General features: G+C 73.9%; 18 protein-coding genes and 1 pseudogene. 9 read left to right on the top strand and 10 right to left on the bottom strand.

The window, feature by feature from the left end:
- Nucleotides 1–27: 27 nt before the first annotated feature.
- The 3 genes from WBK50_RS14770 to shbA form a co-directional block, all read right to left on the bottom strand.
- Nucleotides 28–354 (bottom strand): hypothetical protein, encoded by a 327-nt coding sequence (locus tag WBK50_RS14770; RefSeq protein WP_341336170.1) that lies wholly within the window; start codon nucleotides 352–354, stop codon nucleotides 28–30.
- A complete protein-coding gene (locus WBK50_RS14765) occupies nucleotides 351–761 on the bottom strand; it encodes a DUF948 domain-containing protein (RefSeq protein WP_341336169.1) in 411 nt (136 codons plus the stop codon). Before WBK50_RS14765 ends, WBK50_RS14770 begins: the two co-directional genes overlap by 4 nt.
- A gap of 103 nt (nucleotides 762–864) precedes the next feature.
- The gene (gene shbA, locus WBK50_RS14760) at nucleotides 865–1,611 is read right to left on the bottom strand and encodes an RNA polymerase sigma factor ShbA (protein WP_341336168.1); all 747 of its coding nucleotides are present in this window, start codon (nucleotides 1,609–1,611) and stop codon (nucleotides 865–867) included.
- 346 nt (nucleotides 1,612–1,957) lie between these two features.
- On the opposite strand from shbA, the gene WBK50_RS14755 reads away from it, so the two are divergent.
- Together WBK50_RS14755 and WBK50_RS14750 are read left to right on the top strand one after the other, a co-directional pair.
- A complete protein-coding gene (locus WBK50_RS14755; RefSeq protein ID WP_341336167.1) occupies nucleotides 1,958–2,650 on the top strand; it encodes a TetR/AcrR family transcriptional regulator in 693 nt (230 codons plus the stop codon).
- A gap of 144 nt (nucleotides 2,651–2,794) precedes the next feature.
- The gene (locus WBK50_RS14750; RefSeq protein ID WP_341336166.1) at nucleotides 2,795–3,964 is read left to right on the top strand and encodes a DNRLRE domain-containing protein; all 1,170 of its coding nucleotides are present in this window, start codon (nucleotides 2,795–2,797) and stop codon (nucleotides 3,962–3,964) included.
- On the opposite strand, the gene rocD is transcribed toward WBK50_RS14750, so the two are convergent.
- The 3 genes and pseudogenes from rocD to WBK50_RS14735 all read right to left on the bottom strand — a co-directional run bounded on the left by rocD (nucleotide 3,961) and on the right by WBK50_RS14735 (nucleotide 6,625).
- Complete coding sequence (gene rocD, locus WBK50_RS14745; RefSeq protein ID WP_341336165.1) at nucleotides 3,961–5,178, bottom strand: ornithine--oxo-acid transaminase; 1,218 nt, start codon at nucleotides 5,176–5,178, stop codon at nucleotides 3,961–3,963. The two genes, WBK50_RS14750 and rocD, sit on opposite strands and share 4 nt — an antisense overlap.
- Nucleotides 5,175–5,950: pseudogene (gene ddaH, locus WBK50_RS14740) on the bottom strand (dimethylargininase). Before ddaH ends, rocD begins: the two are co-directional and overlap by 4 nt.
- A gap of 225 nt (nucleotides 5,951–6,175) precedes the next feature.
- The gene (locus tag WBK50_RS14735) at nucleotides 6,176–6,625 is read right to left on the bottom strand and encodes an Lrp/AsnC family transcriptional regulator (RefSeq protein ID WP_341336164.1); all 450 of its coding nucleotides are present in this window, start codon (nucleotides 6,623–6,625) and stop codon (nucleotides 6,176–6,178) included.
- 28 nt (nucleotides 6,626–6,653) lie between these two features.
- Here WBK50_RS14735 and WBK50_RS14730 point away from each other — a divergent pair, with 28 nt between their 5' ends.
- From WBK50_RS14730 to WBK50_RS14720, 3 genes are all read left to right on the top strand, one after another.
- Nucleotides 6,654–7,889: an arginine deiminase gene (locus WBK50_RS14730; RefSeq protein ID WP_341336163.1), complete on the top strand. Its 1,236-nt coding sequence runs from the start codon at nucleotides 6,654–6,656 to the stop codon at nucleotides 7,887–7,889.
- A 127-nt stretch (nucleotides 7,890–8,016) separates the two neighbouring features.
- Nucleotides 8,017–9,057, top strand: a complete 1,041-nt coding sequence (locus WBK50_RS14725) for a S1 family peptidase (RefSeq protein ID WP_341336162.1) — start codon at nucleotides 8,017–8,019, stop codon at nucleotides 9,055–9,057.
- 64 nt (nucleotides 9,058–9,121) lie between these two features.
- Nucleotides 9,122–9,679 (top strand): TIGR03086 family metal-binding protein, encoded by a 558-nt coding sequence (locus WBK50_RS14720; protein ID WP_341336161.1) that lies wholly within the window; start codon nucleotides 9,122–9,124, stop codon nucleotides 9,677–9,679.
- Here WBK50_RS14720 and WBK50_RS14715 read toward each other — a convergent pair.
- Both WBK50_RS14715 and WBK50_RS14710 read right to left on the bottom strand, forming a co-directional pair.
- Nucleotides 9,653–11,035, bottom strand: coding sequence for a replication-associated recombination protein A (locus tag WBK50_RS14715; RefSeq protein ID WP_341336160.1), 1,383 nt, complete (start codon nucleotides 11,033–11,035; stop codon nucleotides 9,653–9,655). The genes WBK50_RS14720 and WBK50_RS14715 overlap by 27 nt on opposite strands.
- A gap of 57 nt (nucleotides 11,036–11,092) precedes the next feature.
- The gene (locus WBK50_RS14710) at nucleotides 11,093–12,394 is read right to left on the bottom strand and encodes a hypothetical protein (protein ID WP_341336159.1); all 1,302 of its coding nucleotides are present in this window, start codon (nucleotides 12,392–12,394) and stop codon (nucleotides 11,093–11,095) included.
- 250 nt (nucleotides 12,395–12,644) lie between these two features.
- On the opposite strand from WBK50_RS14710, the gene WBK50_RS14705 reads away from it, so the two are divergent.
- The 3 genes from WBK50_RS14705 to WBK50_RS14695 are packed head-to-tail and all read left to right on the top strand — an operon-like array spanning nucleotide 12,645 to nucleotide 15,539.
- Complete coding sequence (locus WBK50_RS14705; protein WP_341336158.1) at nucleotides 12,645–13,847, top strand: aminotransferase-like domain-containing protein; 1,203 nt, start codon at nucleotides 12,645–12,647, stop codon at nucleotides 13,845–13,847.
- An 11-nt stretch (nucleotides 13,848–13,858) separates the two neighbouring features.
- On the top strand, nucleotides 13,859–14,347 hold the full coding sequence (locus WBK50_RS14700; RefSeq protein WP_341336157.1) for an Lrp/AsnC family transcriptional regulator: 489 nt from the start codon (nucleotides 13,859–13,861) through the stop codon (nucleotides 14,345–14,347).
- Between the two features lie 37 nt (nucleotides 14,348–14,384).
- Nucleotides 14,385–15,539: an aminotransferase class I/II-fold pyridoxal phosphate-dependent enzyme gene (locus tag WBK50_RS14695; protein ID WP_341336156.1), complete on the top strand. Its 1,155-nt coding sequence runs from the start codon at nucleotides 14,385–14,387 to the stop codon at nucleotides 15,537–15,539.
- A gap of 117 nt (nucleotides 15,540–15,656) precedes the next feature.
- Here the strand turns inward: WBK50_RS14695 and WBK50_RS14690 are convergent, their stop codons facing one another.
- Both WBK50_RS14690 and WBK50_RS14685 read right to left on the bottom strand, forming a co-directional pair.
- Entirely contained in the window at nucleotides 15,657–16,658 is a 1,002-nt protein-coding gene (locus WBK50_RS14690) for an SGNH/GDSL hydrolase family protein (RefSeq protein ID WP_341336155.1), read from the bottom strand.
- 81 nt (nucleotides 16,659–16,739) lie between these two features.
- A complete protein-coding gene (locus tag WBK50_RS14685; RefSeq protein WP_341336154.1) occupies nucleotides 16,740–17,216 on the bottom strand; it encodes a hypothetical protein in 477 nt (158 codons plus the stop codon).
- Between the two features lie 336 nt (nucleotides 17,217–17,552).
- Between WBK50_RS14685 and WBK50_RS14680 the strand changes: the two genes are divergently transcribed.
- Nucleotides 17,553–17,690, top strand: coding sequence for a hypothetical protein (locus WBK50_RS14680; RefSeq protein WP_341336153.1), 138 nt, complete (start codon nucleotides 17,553–17,555; stop codon nucleotides 17,688–17,690).
- Nucleotides 17,691–17,875: the final 185 nt, after the last annotated feature.

The following is a 17,875-nucleotide window of genomic DNA, read 5'->3' as shown; positions in this document are numbered from 1 at the left end:
ACGGCAGGAGCGCGGCGGAGACGCCGCTCAGGCCCCTGCCCGGCGCGCTCGCGCGCCGGGGTTCGCGGTCGGTCGGGCGCCACGCGGAGCGTCCTCGGACAAGGCGTCGGAGTACGTGGGCAGCACGGCGCCGGTCCGGCGCTCCACCAGGTCCGTCAGCTCCCGCTCGCGGGCCGACATCCCGGCGCGCACCTCGGCGCCGAAGGCCCCGAGGCCGGCACCGAGCTCACGCAGACCGTCCGCGAGGTCCGCACCGATGCCCTGCGGGGTGAGCCGCTGCTTGGTCTCGGTGACCCGGCGGGAGACGTAGACACCCGCGGCCGCACCGACGCCGAGCCAGAACAGGCGCTTCACTTCTTCCCCTTGAACTTGCCCTTGCGGCCACGCAGCGCGTGCGCGCCCGCATCCTTACCCGCCCTGCGTGCCTTGACCGCCTTGTTCAACCCGTAGGAGAACGCGGCGGCCCGCACCAGCGGACCTCCCAGGGTAGCCGTGAACAGCGACGTCAGGACGGACACGTTGCTGGTGACCTGGCGCGCGTTCGAGGTGATCCCGTCGACCCGCTCGAGCTGGGTGTTCACCGAGTTGAGGGTGGCGTGCGCGTCGGTGAGCAGCGGAGCGCTGCCCTCGTGGGCCTTGCGGATGGCCACGGTCGCCTCGTCGAGCGTGCGACCCAGCTTGAGCAGCGGGATCGCCAGCAGCACCACGAGCACGACGAAAGCCCCCGCGGCGATCAGCGCAGCGATCTGACCAGCCGACACAAAGCCCTCCCGCGATCATCAAGTGAGGTGATCGCCACCTCGCGTGGTGATCGCGGACAGGCTACTACCCTCGGCCGTCCCCGACCGAGGACGGGTCGCCCGCCTACCGGCCGTCCCGGTCCTCGTCGTCGGCCGGGGCGAGCCCGGACACGGCCACGCCCGTCTCGGCGACGAGCTGGCGGAGCCGGCCCAGCGCGCGGTGCTGGGTCACCCGGACCGCACCGGGCGTCGAGCCGACGGTTTTCGCCGTCTCCTCGGCGCTCAGCCCGACCGCGAGCCGCAGCACGAGGACCTCGCGCTGACGGTCGGTGAGGGTGTTCAGCAGGCCCCCGAGGCGGCGGTTGAGCTCGACCGCGAGGACCCGGTGCTCCGGGCCGTCGTGGCTGACTGCCATGTCCGGCACCTCCGCGACGGGCTCGGACCGGTTGCGCCCGATCGCCCGGAAGGCGTCGGTGACCTTGTGCGCCGCGATGCCGTAGACGAACGCGCGGAACGACAGGCCCTTCACCGCGTACGTCGGCAGCGCGTTGACGACGGCCAGGCAGACGTCCTGGGCGACGTCCTCGGCCGAGCCGATGACGGTCTCCTGACGGCCGAGCCGGCCACGGCAGTACCGCAGCACCAGTGGACGGATCTCGGTGAGCAGCTCGTCCCGGGCGCGCGTGTCGCCCGCGACGGCGGCCGCGACGAACTGCTCGAGGGCCGCGGGCTCCGGGAGCGAGCGCCCCGGTGTCTCCGGGACCTCCTCGAGCTCGACGGGAAGCTCGGTCTCCAGGGCGGGCACGATCGAGATCAGCCACTGCTCCGGTTGACCGGCGCGGTGGGCGAACTGCTCGGCTGCGGCGCTCATCGGCCGGATCCGGACATGAGCGTGCGAACAGAGGTGTACATCGACGGAGTTCCCCTCTCCCTGCACCGGGACCTACCGGGCCCCGATGCCGTGCGCGGACTCAGCTGCACGCCTCGATGTGCCCGTCGAGGAGTGCCGCTGCGGTGCGGTGCTCCGCCCGGTGTCGGAGGGCGTCCGAGCCGCACCCCTGCGGCCCTGCTGCCCCCGGCACCGGTCCCGACCGCCGCCGTGCCCTGCGGCGATCGGGAACCGTCGTTCGATATTCAAGTAGCGCGTCACCAGTGTGGGGTACCCGTCGAACTGGAGTCAAGTATGGTTGGGCGGAGAATCGGTGACTGTGAGTGCGATGCCCCCAGACGAGACAGCTCCCCCGGAGGAGCCGCGGGTCCGTGCGGCACGGACGAAACGTGAGCGCACGCGCCGCGCCCTGCTCGAATCCGCGGACGCCCTCTTCGGCACCCGCGGCTGGAACCAGACCCGCGTCGAGGACGTCGCCGCCGCCGCCGGGGTCAGCCCCGCGACGGCCTACAACCACTTCCCGACCAAGCACGCGCTCATCGGCACGGTGTACGCGCCGCTGATCCGGCCGCTCGCGCTGTCCGCCGAGCAGGACCGCCGGACGGGCCGACCGGTCGTCGACGCGTTGAGTGACCAGGTCAGAGCCCTGAGCCGGACCAGCGCCCGGCACCGGACGCTCACCGCGGCCCTGGGCCTGGCGATGCTGGACTACACCGCGCGCACCACCGCGCCGCCGGATCCGCAGGACCAGGGGGACCCGCGCAACCTCGCCCCGATGACGACCGCGATCGAGGGCCTGATCGAGGACGGACAGCGCTCCGGGGAGCTCCGCCCCTTCCCGCCCGCGGTCGAACTGAGCGGCATAGTGATCAACCTGCTACTGGTCCGCAGCCTCAACCGACCGGACGAGACGGCGGAGCAGACGGCCGAGATGTTGCTCACAGTGATGTTCGGTGCCGTCAAGCCCGAGTTGCTCGCCGGCCGAGGAGTCGACGGACGGCCGTTTTCCGGCGACGAGTGACTGTCGATCACCCAATTTTGACTACGCGCGGTCAGGTTCGCACGACGACCGGCTGCGCCATCGGGTGAGATCGTTCCCCCGACACGGGGCCTCCCGGCCCAGCGATCTTGCCCTGCGTGGTCCCCTGGCCGTAGTTCTTCGGGCATGTCACGACGCGCGGCGACCGCCGCGACCGCACTACTCGCAACATCGCTCCTCGGACTCCTCTCACCTGGTGTCGCCTCCGCCGCGACTCCCCCGCCGACCGCGACACCTCCGGCCGGGACCCCGCTCACCGAGGACGCCACCACCGCGTCCAGCGACACCGCCGTCCGCGCCGACGGTGCCCGCACCCTCACGCTCTACTCCGGCCCGGTCCGCATGCAGCGTCCGGCCGCGTCCGGCGGGGCCGAGTGGATGCCGATCGACCTGACGCTGCGCACGGATCCCGACGGTGTCGTCCGCCCCGTCGCGGGACCGCACGACCTCACGCTCACCCCCACCGGCCCGTCCGTGCGCTACGCCGGCGGCGGGTCCGCGGCCGTCGTCTGGCCCACCGCGCTGCCCGCTCCGCGCCTCGCCGCCAACCGCGCCGTCTACCCGCAGGTCGCGCCGGGCTGGAGCCTCGACGTCGAGGCGACGCGCGCCGGGTTCGTCGCGTCGATCCGGAAGGACGGCACGCCGACGGGTCCGGCGCCCGCGCTCGCCCTGCGCGGTGCCGCCGAGGCGGTCCCGGACCCGGCGCTCGACGGCCGCACCGGGATGACCGAGGCCGAGTCCGCCGTCAGCCGGGTGGTCGCCGCCGAGAAGCCGGCCGGGGCCGCGCCCGTTCCCTTCGACACGACCGTCCAGACGACCATCCGCAACACCGACACCTCCGGCGAGCCGGAGCTCCGGATCGGCAGCTACGACGGGGTCGCGGTCGCCCGCAGCTACCTCACCTGGGACGTCGCGCAGCTCGCCGGGAAGCCGATCGGCAGCGCGACGCTGGAGGTGTTCCAGGGCTGGTCCGCCTCGTGCAAGGCGCGGGCCTGGGAGGTCCGCTCGCTGAACCCGGGCGCCGGGCCGATCGGGCCGGCACTGCGCTGGGCGAACCAGCCCCCCGCCGACGTGGTGCGCGCCACCAGCACCGACACCCGGGGCAACAACGCCGCGTGCGCCCCCGGCTGGACCAGCGTGGACGTGACGCCCCTGGTGAAGGAGTGGGCCGCCGCCGGGACGACGGCCGGCACCGTGCAGCTCCGCGCGACCGACGAGAAGGACCCGCTCTCCTGGAAGCGCTTCGGCTCGGCCGAGAGCCCGAACGTCCCCCGCCTCACCGTCACGATGCCCTAGGACCGCAGGGCGTGGCGGAGGGCGGTCAGGGCGGTGTGCAGCTCCGGCTCGGTGATCACCAGCGGCGGGGAGAGGCGGACGGTGGGGCCGTGGGTGTCCTTCGCCAGGACACCGAGGGCGGCCAGCCGTTCGCAGACCTCGCGGCCCGTCCCCAGCTCCGGGTCGACGTCCACGCCGGCCCACAGGCCCACCCCGCGGACGGCCGTCGTCCCGTGCCCGAGCAGCTCCCGCAAACCCTCGTGCAGGACCTCGCCCATCGCGCGGGTGTGTTCGAGCAGGCTCCCCTCGGCCAGCAGCGCGACGACGGCCCGGCCGACCGCGCAGGCCAGCGGGTTCCCCCCGAACGTCGAACCGTGCTGGCCGGGTTTGAGCACGCCGAGCACGTCGGAGTCGGCCACCACGGCGGAGACCGGCACGATCCCGGCCCCGAGGGCCTTGCCGAGCAGGTAGACGTCCGCGTCGACGCCGGCCGCGCGCGTCGCCAGGACGTGCCCGGTCCGGCCCAGGCCGGCCTGCACCTCGTCGGACACGTAGAGCACGTTCGACGCGGTGCAGATCTCCCGGACCGCGGCCAGGTACCCGGGCGGCGGGACGATCACACCCGCCTCGCCCTGGACCGGCTCGAGCAGCACCGCCACCGTCTCGGGCGTGATCGCGGCCCGGAGCGCGGCCGCGTCGCCGTACGGCACGACGTCGAAGCCCGGGGTGAACGGGCCGAACCCGCCGCGCGCCTCGGGATCGGTGGAGAACGAGACCACGCTGATCGTGCGGCCGTGGAACGCCTCCGCCGCGACGACGATCCGCGCCCGGTCCGCCGGCACGCCCTTGACGTCGTAGCCCCACTTGCGGGCCACCTTCAGCCCGCTCTCGACGGCCTCCGCTCCGGTGTTCATCGGCAGCACCCGCTCCTTGCCCAGCAGCGCGGCGAGCTCCGTGCAGAACGGGCCGAGCTGGTCGTTGCCGAAGGCGCGGCTGGTCAGGGTCACGCGGTCCAGCTGGCGGTGCGCGGCGGCGGTCAGCACCGGATGGCGGTGGCCGAAGTTCAGCGCCGAGTACCCGGCGAGGAAGTCCAGGTAGCGGCGCCCCTCGACGTCGGTGACCCAGACCCCCTGCCCGTCGGCGATCACCACCGGGAGCGGGTGGTAGTTGTGCGCGGAGTGCTCGGCCATCAGCCGCTCGTGGACGGCGGTGGGACTGTCGTGGAGCAGCGTCATGCCCGTACCTCCAGCGTGCAGCACTTCGGTCCGCCACCGCCCTTGAGCAGCTCGGAAAGGTCGACGCCGACGGGGGTGAAGCCCCGATCGGCGTACTCCGCGGCCAGCCCGGCCGCCGCCGACGGGAGGACGACGTGCCGCCCGTCGCTCACCGCGTTCAGCCCCAGCACCGCCGCGTCCTCGGCGCTCGCGATCACCGCGGCCGGATAGCGCCCGGCCAGCACGCCCCGGGACCGCGGCGCGAACGCCTCCGGCAGGTAGGCGATCTCCGTGTCCGACAGGACCGTCACCGCCGTGTCCAGGTGGTAGTACCGCGGATCGACGGCTCGAGCCCGAGCACCGGCCGGCGCAGCACGCGCGCGGCCTCGACGTGCGCCCGCGGGTCCGTGCGGAACCCGCTCCCGGCCAGGACGACCTCGCCCGCGACGAGCAGGTCCCCCTCCCCCTCGTTGACGAAGGTGGGTTCGGCGAACCTGGTCAGCCCGGCGGCAGCGAGGGCGAGGCGGTAGGCGGCGGCCTCGGGCACCCGCTCGGCGTACCTGAACATCGCGCCGTAGACGATCCCGCCGGCGACGGTGGCGCCGTTGGCCGCGTAGACCATGTCCGGCAGCCCGGGCACGGGCTCGACGACGGTCACCTCGTGGCCCAGCTCGACGTAGGTCCGGCGCAGCGAGTCCCACTGGGTGAACGCGAGATCGAGGTCGACGGCGGCCCCGGGGGTCATCCACGGGTTGATCGCGTACTCGACGGCGAAGTGGGTCGGCGGGCACATCACGTAGTGCCGGCGCGTGGGGTTCCTCGGGACGGTCTCGGACGGGCGGGAAAGGACGCTGGTCACGGGCACTCCCTGCGGAAGGCGGACGGTCACGCCATCGGGACCCCTGTCCCCCGTCAGCGTAGATAGGGCTCGGCAGCGCGGACAATCACGATCCGTTGCCGGATCACGCTCGATCGTTGCGCAGATGCCCGGTTCGGCGCCCGAACGTTGTGCGCCCCCTCAGGACACCCCGGGGGTCCGCCTGATCAACGGGGAGAGCACCAGCACGGACTTGGTCCGCTCCACGAACGGCTCCGCGCCGATCTGCTCCAGCACCCGCTCGAAGTGCCGCATGTCCGACGCCAGGATCCGCACCAGCGCGTCCGCCTCGCCCGAGACCGTGCTCGCGTCGACCACCTCGGGCAGCCCGGACACCGCCGCCTTGATCGCGGCGGGGGGCGTGCTCGGCCGGCAGTACAGCTCGACGTACCCCTCCACGCTCCAGCCCAGCGCGCCCGGATCGAGCCGCACGCTGAACCGCGTGATCACGCCGTCGGAGCGCAGCCGGTCCACGCGGCGCTTCACCGCGGACGCGGAGAGCCCCACCTCCGCGCCCAGCTCCGCATAGCTGCGACGCCCGTCGTCGACGAGCAACGTGACGATCCGCTCGTCGGTCCGATCCAGCCGCATCGGCACATCTTCCGCCACGATGTGCGCCATGAACCCAGGTGGCCCGTTCGGGGTGTACTCCGAGGTCGGCACGTTGCGCCAGGTCCTGCTGCACCGGCCGGGGCTGGAGCTCAAGCGGCTCACCCCCGGCAACAAGGACCGCCTCCTGTTCGACGACGTGCTGTGGGTCCAGCGCGCCCAGGCGGAGCACGACCGCTTCGCCGAGGTGCTGCGCGAGCGCGGCGTGACCGTGCACCTCTTCGCGGACCTGCTGCGCGCCACCCTCGAGCTCCCCGAGGCGCACGCCTACGCGCTCGACCGGATCTTCGACGACCGGATCTACGGCCCGCTGGCCGTCGACGCCCTGCGGAACTGCTTCGACGCGATGGACCCCGACACCCTGACCGAGCACATGATCGGGGGGATCACCAAGCGCGAGGTGCTGGAGCGCATCGAGGAGCCGCGCTCGATCGCCTTCCACGTCCTGGACCTGGACGACTTCGTGCTCGAGCCGCTGCCCAACCACCTCTACACCCGGGACCCGAGCGCCTGGATCCACGGCGGCGTCGCGATCAACAGCATGCGGAAGAAGGCGCGCATGCGCGAGACCGTGCACTACGAGGCGATCTACCGCTGGCATCCGCTGTTCGCCGGGGGCGGGTTCGAGGTCTGGTCCGCCGGGTCGGTGAACGGGCCCGCGACCGTCGAGGGCGGGGACCTGCTCGTCCTCGGCGGGGGCGCCGTGCTCGTCGGGATGAGCGAGCGGACGACCCCGCAGGGCGTCGAGCGGCTGGCGCAGTCGCTGTTCGCGGGCGGTCAGGTGCAGAAGATCGTGGCGCTGAAGCTGCCCGAGACCCGGGCGCTCATGCACCTGGACACCGTGATGACGATGGCGGACCCCGAGACGTTCGTGAAGTACGCGGGGCTCGGGATGCTGCCGTCGTACACGGTCACGCCGGGGGACTCCGAGAAGGAGATGGCGATGATCGACCACGCGCCCGAGGAGATGCACACGGCCATCGCCTCGGCGCTGGGCCTGGACTCGATCCGCGTGCTCACCGCCGAGCAGGACGTGCACGCCGCCGAACGCGAGCAGTGGGACGACGGGTGCAACGTGCTCGCCGTCGAGCCGGGCGTCGTGGTGACCTACGAGCGCAACGTCACCACCAACGCCTTTCTGCGGCGCAACGGGATCGAGGTCGTGGAGGTGCCCGGCGGCGAGCTCGGCCGGGGCCGGGGCGGGCCGCGCTGCATGAGCTGCCCCGTCGAGCGGGACGGGGCGTAGCCGCACCGGGCGTCACGATCGCCCGGGGTTGCCACACGTTCGGGCGTATCCCGGACCGTGACCGGGGCCGGAGCGGGAGCGGCTCGTTGGCCCCGGTGTGCCGACCCTCGCCGTCCGTACCCGTCTCGTGACCGCGGCGGCCGCGCTCGCCGCCCTGTCCGGTGTCCTCCTCGTGGGACCCGCGTCCGCCGCCCCGGCCCCGTCGGGCCCGGCGCCGTTGAGCGAGGCCGCCGCGGTCGATCTCCTTCCGGTGGCCGCCGCGGCCGCCGGATCCGCGCTGGCCGGTGAGTGGTTCGACCCGGCCACCTCGCGGCTGATGATCGGCACCTGGGACCCCGCGACCGTCGACGCGATCGGCGCCCTCGGCGCGACCCCCGTGCTCCGCACCGGGCCGCGGCTGGATCCCGCGGCGCTGCAGCGGACGCTCGACGAGCGCGCCGCAACGGGCGGGCTGCCGCCGGAGGTCGCGGACTACGGCGTGGACGAGGCCACCCAGCACCTGGACGTCGCCCTGGCCGGCCCGCGCACCCCCGCCGTCGACGCGCTGCTGGCCGGGATCGACCCCGCCGCGCTGCAGGTCCGCACCGGTGCCGGCGGACCGGCCCACCACGCGGACATGTCCGGTGGCGACACGATCAAGAGCGGCTACGAGAAGTGCACGCTCGGCTTCAACGCCCGCGCTGGGCGTCAGGACTGGATCCTCACCGCCGGGCACTGCACGCGCGGCAACCCGGACTGGCAGTCCGAGGACGGCGTGCCCATCGGCTCGGGTGCGAAGAGCGCGTCCGCGGACCTCGACGCCGGCGCGGTCCCGGTGACGGACCCGAGCTGGACCCCGCAGCCGGCGGTCGGCGCGACGACCGTGCACGGGAGCCGCGAGGCGCCGGTCGGCTCGACGGTGTGCCTGACCGGCGCCACGAGCGGGCGGGTCTGCGGCCAGATCACCGGCCGCAACCGCAGCGTCAACTTCGACGGCCAGATGCAGAACGGGATGGGCGTGGCCTCGCTCTGCTCGCGCGAGGGCGACTCGGGCGGCCCGTACATCACCCCGGCCGGCCAGGCGCAGGGCATCCACAGCGGCGGCGGCGACGACGGGGGTTGCGCCAGCTACTTCACCCCGGTCGGCCCCGCGCTGCGCGCCTTCGGCCTGACTCTCGAGACGGCCTGACCCCCCGACCCCACCCCGCCCGACCCGTCGCCACCCGGGCGGAGACCTGGTAGACCGTCTCTCCGTGACATCGATCGAGCTGCACCGGCGCGCGCTGGACCGGGCCACCGAGGTCGTCACGGCGGTCCGCGAAGAGGATCTCGCCCGGCCCACGCCCTGCGCCGGCTGGGACCTCGAAGCCCTCCTCGCGCACATGACCGGGCAGAACGTCGGGTTCGCCACCGCGGTGATCGACGCCGAGCCGGGCCTCGTGGACTTCGCCCCGCTCCCGCACGGCGGCTGGCCGGCCTCCGCGGAGGCGCTGACCGCGGCCCTCGCCGCGGCCCCGGAGGACCGGGCGGTGCTCCTGGCCGAGATCCACCCGAACCGCCGTTTCCCGCTCCGCGCCGTCGTCGGGATGCACCTGCTGGACACCGTCGTGCACACCTGGGATGTCACCACGGCGCTCGGCGACGGCGAGCGCCCGGACGACGAGCTGGTGGCCGCCGTGCTCGAGCAGGCCCGGCTCGTGCCCGCGGGACCCGCCCGGACCGCCCCGGGTGCCGCCTTCGCGCCGGCGCTCCCGGCCGCCGACCTCGACCCGTGGGCCGAGGCGCTAGCTCTTCTCGGCCGGCTGGCCTGAGCCGCGGACCGCGCGGCGGAGCTTGGGCAGCCGTTCGGACAGCACCCGTTCCGCGCCGTGGTTCGTCGGCACGTAGTAGTCCTTCCCGACCAGCTCGTCCGGCGGGTACTGCTGGGCGAGCACCCCGTCCGGCACGCTGTGCGGGTACCGGTAGCCGACGGCGTTGCCGAGCTTCTGCGCGCCCGCGTAGTGCCCGTCCCGCAGGTGCGGCGGCACCGCGCCGACCGCGCCCGCCTTCACGTCCGCCATCGCCGCGTCGATCCCGGCGATCACGGCGTTGGACTTGGGGGCGGTCGCGAGGTGCACGGTGGCCTGAGCCAGCGCGAGCCGCGCCTCCGGCATGCCGACGAGCTGCACGACCTGCGCGGCCGCCGTCGCCGCCTGCAGCGCCGTGGGGTCCGCCAGCCCGATGTCCTCGCTCGCGTGCACCATCAGCCGACGCGCGATGAACCGCGCGTCCTCCCCCGCCACGATCATCCGGGCCAGGTAGTGCAGCGCGGCGTCCGGATCCGAGCCGCGGATGGACTTGATGAACGCGCTGATCACGTCGTAGTGCTGGTCCCCCGCCCGGTCGTAGCGCACGGCGACCTCGGTGACGGCCCGCTCCACGGCGGCGAGGTCGATGATTCCGCTGCCGTCGGCCTGGACACCGTCCGCCGCGGCCTCCAGGGCGGTGAGGGCGCGCCGGGCGTCCCCGGCCGAGAGGCGGACCAGGGCGGCCTCGCCGTCGTCGGCGAGGGTGACGGCGTCGTTCAGGCCGCGCTCGTCGGAGACGGCCCGGGCGAGCAGTGCCCGGAGCTCGTCCTCCTCCAGGGACTGGAGCTGCAGGACGAGCGAGCGGGACAGCAGCGGCGAGACCACGGAGAACGACGGGTTCTCGGTGGTGGCGGCGACGAGCAGGACGAGCCGGTCCTCGACGGCGCCGAGCAGCGCATCCTGCTGGGTCTTGGAGAAGCGGTGCACCTCGTCGATGAACAGGACGGTGCGCTGCCCGCTGCGGTCCAGCCGCCGTCGCGCGTCCTCGATCACCGCGCGCAGCTCCTTCACCCCGGCCGACAGCGCCGAGAGCGCGACGAAGTGCCTGGTGCCGTCCCCGGCCCGGGCCATGAGCCGGGCGAGTGTGGTCTTGCCGGTGCCGGGCGGGCCGTAGAGCAGCACGGACGCCGGCGCACCGCCCTCGAGGAGGCGGCGCAGCGGGGCACCGGGCTTGAGCAGGTGGCGCTGGCCGACGACCTCCTCCAGTGTCCGCGGCCGCATCCGGACCGCGAGCGGCGCGCCGGCGTTCGACGAGACCGAGCCCGCCTCCGGCTCGGAGGCGGGCTCGTCGTCCAGCTCGAACAGTCCGTCGGTGCTCATCGCCTCCAGCGTGCCATCCGGCACCGACGATTCCCTGACGGGATCAGCTCGACGGGATCAGCGCTGCAGCTCGTCGGCCAGCACCGGGGTCGTCACGCTCGGGTTCTCGTGGTGGCGCAGCTCCGCGTACGTCACGACCGCGACCCCGACCGACGCCAGCGTGACCGGCAGCGTCAGCAGGCTCGACAGCAGCGAGTAGGCGAAGCCGTTCGGGTCCAGGAACAGGCCGAGGACGGCGCCCACGATGCCCGTGTAGATGGCCGCGGCGATGACGAAGGTGATCAGCCGGCCGAAGGTGGGCCAGAACCTCCGGTTGACGAGCTCGAACGCCCGCCCGATCCCGGCCTTCTCGAACATGATCACGCCGGTGAGCGCGCCACCGAAGACCACGAGGAGGTAGATGCCCGGCAACACCAGCAGGATGAAGCCGATGACCACCATGATCCCGGCGAGGATGCCCCAGCCGAGCAGCGGCAGCGCCCGGCCGGCGGCGAACGAGAGCGCCTCGCCCGGGGACGTCGGCCGGTCCGTCGCCTCCCGCACCGCCACGAACACCGACGCGCCCTGGGCGAGCAGCGAGACTGCGATGACGACGAGGGTCGTGACCGCGGTCACGAAGAGGATCAGCCCGACGTTCGAGCCGTTCCCGGCCAGCAGGTCGACCAGCGCGGCGACGATCAGGCCCGGCACCACCGTGGCGACCTGGATGATCAGCAGCGACTGCCAGCTACGCGCGAGCACGCCGATGACCTTGGACCACCAGTCGCCGAAGGACGCCGGGACGAGGGGGTCGTCGACGACCGGCGCGGCTCCGTAGCCGCCGGGCTGCGGGTAGCCGCCGGGCTGGCCGTAGCCGGGCTGGCCGTAGCCGGACTGGCCGTAGCCGGGCTGGCCGTAGGCCTGCGGGTAGGCGCCCGGTTGCTGGCCGTAGCCCTCGGGGTAGCCGCCCTGCTGCGCGTAACCGCCCTGCTGCGCGTAACCGCCCTGCTGGCCGTACCCGCCCTGGTCCGGGTAGCCACCCTGCTGCGGATAGCCGCCCTGCTGCGGGTAGGCGCCCTGCTCGCCGTAGCCACCCTGCTGCGGATAGCCACCCTGCTCGCCGTAGCCACCCTGCTGCGGATAGCCACCCTGCTGCGGGTAGCCGCCCTCCTGGCCGTACCCGCCCTGCTGGGGATAGCCCTGCTGGGCATAGCCCTGCTGCGGGTGATCCTGCCCGGGCCGGCCGTACTGGCCGCCCTCGGGAGCCTGGCCGCCCGGGGGCACCTGGCCGCCCTGGTCCGGCTGGCCCTGCGCGGGCCGCGCACCCTCGTCGGATCCCTGGCGCTGGCCGTCCTCATCGGGCGGCGGGTAGCTCGACATGAGGTCAAACCGTAGGGGTCGAGGCAGCGTCGATACAGGCGATCGGTACTCTCGTGACCGGTTCGAAACCTGAAGAAGTTCCACCATCCGGGAAACCGATACCGCTTCGTGGGAAACAGGGCCATCCTCGACGGACAGCCCCACCCGGGCCGTGCCGCCCACCCCGCCGCGACCGATCCACGCGCGGGGCGACCGCCGGGGACCGTGCCCGACGGCCCACCTCCCGCAGCCTTCCGAAGTGGATCTCCCCGTGCCCACCACCGACGTCCCCGTCCCGTCGTCCCGCCGCCTCCGCACCGTCCGCGGCTCCGCCATCCGGGACCTGCTCACCCTCACCGCCCGCGACGACGTCCTGTCCCTGGCCGGCGGCCTGCCCGCCGCCGACCTGCTGCCCCGCGAGCGCATCGCGGTCGCCGCGGACCGGGCCCTGTCCTCCCCCGCATCCGTGCAGTACGGCGAGACGGCGGGCCTCGCCCGGCTCCGCGACGTCGTCGCCGCCCACGAGGCCGCGCGCCTCGAACGCCCGGTCGCGCCCTCGGACGTGGTGGTGACCAGCGGGTCGCAGCAGGCCCTCGACCTGCTGGCCCGCGCAGTGCTCGACCCCGGGGACCCGGTCGTCGTCGAGGATCCGTGTTACGTGGGCGCGCTGCAGGTGTTCCAGGCCGCCGGGGCGGACGTCCGGCCGGTCCCGCTCGACACCGACGGGCTGCGCGTCGACGTCCTGGCCGAGCGCCTCGCCGGCGGGTTCCGGCCGCGGCTGGTCCACACCGTCAGCAGCTTCCACAACCCACGCGGGGTGACGCTGTCCCAGGACCGGCGCCACGAGCTCGCCGCGCTGGCGGACCGGTACGGCTTCCTGGTCGTCGAGGACGACCCGTACGGCCTCCTGTCCTTCGCCGACGCCGCACCGCGCCCGCTGGCGGCCCACGGCGACCGCGTCGTCCGGCTCGGCAGCGCGTCGAAGGTCGTGGCGCCGGCGCTGCGGGTCGGCTGGCTCGTCGGGCCGCCCACCCTGACCGCGGGCGTCGAGCTGCTCAAGCAGAGCACCGACCTGTGCGGCTCGGCGCTCACCCAGACCATCGCCGCCGAGCTCCTGGCGGACGACGCGTGGTTCGCCGGCCACCTGCGCACCGTCCGGACCGCCAACCGGGGCCGCGCCGCCGCGCTGACCGGCGCCGTCGACGAGGTGTTCGGGGACCGGGTCGTGCGCTCCACGCCCACCGGCGGGATGTTCTGCTGGCTGGACTTCACCGACGGCACGGACACCACCGCGCTGCTGCCCCGGGCTCTGGAGCACGGCGTCGGTTTCGTGCCCGGCAGCGCCTTCGCGGTCGGCGCGGACCAGGCCCACGGGGCCCGCTGCTGCTTCGCCTCCTACCCCGAGCCGCTCCTCGTCGAGGCGGTGCGCCGGCTGGGCGAGGCCTCCCGACCGGCGCGTGAGCAGGGGAAGTAGGGTCGGACACCGTGCGCGAGATCCTGGAACTGCTCGAACGCGACTCGACCCTGAGCCACGACACCATCGCGACGATGACGGGCCTTCCGGTCGAGGAGGTGACGGCGCAGATCCGGGCCTGGGAGGCCGCCGGCGTGATCCGCCGGTACAAGGCGGTCGTGAACTGGGACGCCGTCGAGGGCGCGGACGCCGGTGAGGTCATGGCGTTCATCGACGTCGCGGTGCTCCCGGCGCGCGGCGTCGGTTTCGACGACGTCGCGCAGCGGATCTCCCGCTTCGACGAGGTGCGCAGCGTCTACCTGGTCTCCGGCGGCCACGATCTGCGCTGCACCGTGGTCGGCTCGAACATCCGCGCGGTCAGCGACTTCGTGAGCCGCAAGCTCTCCACGATCGACCGGGTGCAGGCCACCGCGACCCACTTCGTCCTCGCCACGCACAAGCAGGACGGGGACAACTTCGCCGAGCCGGAGCCGGACCACCGGCTCCCGGTCACCCCCTGAAGTCCCGGTCACCCCGAGCGCGAGGCGAGGACAGCCCGTGAAGCCGCTGAACGACGTGATCGCCGCCTGCCCGCCGTCGGGCATCCGGCGGTTCTTCGACATCGCCGCCGAGATGGACGACGTCATCTCCCTCGGCGTCGGCGAGCCGGACTTCGTCACGCCCTGGCGCATCCGCGAGGCCGGGATCTACGCCCTCGAGCACGGCTACACCACCTACACGTCGAACGCGGGGCTCCCGGAGCTGCGGAAGCTGATCTGCGCCGAGCTCGCCACCCGCTACGACGCCGACTACGCGTGGGACAGCGAGTGCCTGATCACCACGGGCGTCTCCGAGGGCCTGGACCTGGCGCTGCGGGTGCTGCTCAACCCCGGTGACGAGGTCATCGTCCCGGAGCCCTGCTACGTCGCGTACGAGCCGTGCGTCGCGTTCGGCGGGGGCGTCCCGGTCCGGGTGGCGACGCGCGCCGAGGACGGCTTCGCGATCGACGCGGCGGCCGTCGAGGCGGCGATCACCCCGCGCACCAAGGCGATCCTGATCGGCTCGCCCGCCAACCCCACGGGCGCGGTCCAGCCCGTGGCGGCGCTGCAGGCGCTCGTCCGGCTGGCCGAGAAGCACGACCTCTACCTGATCTCGGACGAGATCTACGACCGGCTGACCTACGACGGCGTGCACACCTGCCTCGGGGCCGTCCCGGGCGCGCGGGAGCGGACGGTGGTGCTCGGCGGGTTCTCCAAGGCCCAGGCGATGACGGGCTGGCGCGTCGGCTGGATCTGCGCGCCCGCCCCGGTTGCGGAGCTGTGCGTGCGGGTGCACCAGTACACGATGCTGTGCGCACCGCACGTCTCGCAGATCGCCGCGGTCGAGGCGCTCAGCGCCGCCGACGGCGACGTCCAGGAGATGGTCGCGGACTACGACCGGCGTCGCCGGGTGTTCGTGAAGGGCCTGCGGGAGATCGGCCTGGACTGCCCGGAGCCGGGTGGCGCCTTCTACGCGTTCCCGTCCATCCGCGGGTCAGGGCTGGATTCGGAGACGTTCGCCGAGCGCCTCCTCAAGGCCGAGAGCGTCGCCGTGGTGCCCGGGAACGTGTTCGGGCCGTCCGGCGAGGGGCACATCCGCTGCTCGTACGCGACGGCGCTGCCGCAGCTGGAGGAGGCGCTGGTGCGGATCGACCGGTTCCTCCACTCGCTCTGACGAGACCACACACACTTCTCCCGAACGCAACACGGAGGAGTCGTCCGTTCACAGTTCGGCAACGCGGGCATGTCACTCTTCATCGGCATGGACATCGCGAAACCCGCGCACTGCCCGTCATGTGCCCGCCCCCGGACCGCCGCCGACGCGCGCGGACTGGAGTGGAGCAGCCACCACGGCCCGGACGGCACGGTCAGCTGGCTGTGCGGCCCCTGCACCCGGGACACCCTGGTCGAGATCGAGACCGGTGAGGTGGCGGCCCCCGCCTCGTACCCCGTCAGCGCTTAGTACGCGGGCCCTCGCGGGCGGGCCCGAAGCGCCGCGCATCCCGGTGAGCAGCCCCTGCACGATCACCGGGCCCAGGTCACGCCCGCGGCGGGCCAGCCACGGGGTCCCCCGCACGAGCAGCCAGGCCGCCCGGTCGAACGCGCTCACCGCCCGGCCGCCCGCGCACCGGGTGCCGACCGGGAACGGGACACCGAACCCGGCCTCGGCGAGCAGCGCCGCCACCCCGCCGGCGAGCAGCCGGTGCCCGAGTTCGGACGGGTGCAGCCGGTCGATGCTCCACGCGTCCCGCTCGTAGCCGCCGGGGAGCGCGTGCGCGTCGAGGACCTGGACATCATCGAGCCCGGCGACCGCGCGGTCGATCGCCGCGTTGAGCGCCTCGATCCGGAGGCGCAGCGCCCGCCGGAGCAGACCGGGCAGCGGGAACACCCGCGTGTGGTCGTGGAACCGCAGGACGACGACGTGCGCCCCCACGGCCCGCAACGTGCGCACCGTCGCCGCGCAGTCCCGGCCGACGTCCACGGCGTCGAAGTCCGAGCGGAGGGTGTCGTTCATCCCCGCGCACAGCACCGCGACGTCCGGTGCGCAGCGGGCGGTGGAGTCGAGCTGGTCGCGGCGGACGTCGGCCATCCGGGCGCCGGTGCGGGCGGTGGTGACGAGCGTGACGTCCCCGGGCCCGCCGAGGGCGTCCCGCAGGAGGACGGCGAACCCGCGCCAGCGGCCGTCGGGCAGGGGGTCGCCGAGCCCGGCGGCCGTGGAGTCGCCGAGCACCGCGAGGGTGCGGACGGGCGAGGGGTGGGAGGGACGGACGGGGACGGTGAGCGTCTCGGTCACGCCCGCAGGATCTCCCGGCGAGACCGCCCGCCGGGTGTGCGCAGAGTGACGGCGCGTGGACCGGCTGTGGAACGTTGCGGCTCAGCCGGCGGCGCGGAAGGCCGGGTACAGCGGCAGGTCGGGCGGGGTGTCGGTGAATCGCGCGGCGAGCGCGGTGAGGATCGCCTCGGCGAGCTTCGCCGTGCCGGGGCGGCCCGCGGTGTCCGCCTGCTCGCCGACGCGCCGCCAGTAGCCCCCCAGCACCGAGCTGATCCGCGGGGACCGGCTCGGGTCGGGCCCGGCGAGGGTGTCCTTCTCCCGGATGCGGGGCAGCAGCCCCCAGGTGCACAGCCAGACCCAGAGCAGCTGGGCGTCCCGTAGCCGCTCGTCGAGCAGCTCCGGGTCGTCCAGGTCCGGCCAGACGGCGGCGACCTCGTTCCGCCAGGCCTCGAGCATCGCCTCGGACATCCCGGGCGGCAGCGCGAAGCTGGACTCACAGCCCGGGAACGGGACGCGGAAGTACGCGGCATCCAGCGCGACGTCCCGGAAGCAGCCCCACTCGAAGTCCACGAACCGCACGCCGCGGCTGGTGACGAGGTTGTTGTCCGGGCAGGTTTCCGACGGGCTGAACGCCCGGTAGCGCGTCCCCCGAGCAGCCGGGTGGTCTCGTGCACCTCGTGCTCGGCCGCGAGCGGCGTGTCGACGCCGAGGACCTCCTTCAGCAGCCCCGGCAGGCCCGTGAAGGCCTCGGCCGCCTGGTCGGTGATCGGGTCCCGGCGGGTCCGCTCACCCTGTCGGCGCAGGAGCGCCTCGAAGTCCCCCTCCCGCCCCGCCGTGGCCGCCTGCATCCGGCCGACGGCCCGGGCCCAGCTCAGCAGGCACCGTTGCGCGGTCGCGGCGTCGGGGGAGAACAGCTTGTCCGCCAGCGTGGAGCTGCGGCCCAGATCCTCCAGGACCAGCAGCCGCGCCGCCGGGTCGTGCGCGATGATCACCGGGCTCGGCCGCGCGTCGGCGGGCAGCGCGGTGAACAGCTGGCAGCTGGCGACCTCGTAGTGGAACGGGTCCGGCAGGTCCGCCGCCGGCTCGCCGAGGTAGTGCTTCACGACGAGAGTGCGCGGCAGCGAGAACGGGTTGCGGGCGACCCGGGCCCGCGCGACGACCGACCGCTCACTGCCGCCGAGGTCCTCCGGGTCCGCGAGGACGACGGTGGCCCCGGCGCGCCTCGTCAGGAGACGCTC

The sequence above is a fragment of the Pseudonocardia sp. T1-2H genome, assembly GCF_038039215.1.
GTDB lineage: Bacteria > Actinomycetota > Actinomycetes > Mycobacteriales > Pseudonocardiaceae > Pseudonocardia.
The sequence above is the reverse complement of the archived record's forward strand: the minus strand, read 5'-3'. Positions and strand labels throughout refer to the sequence as shown.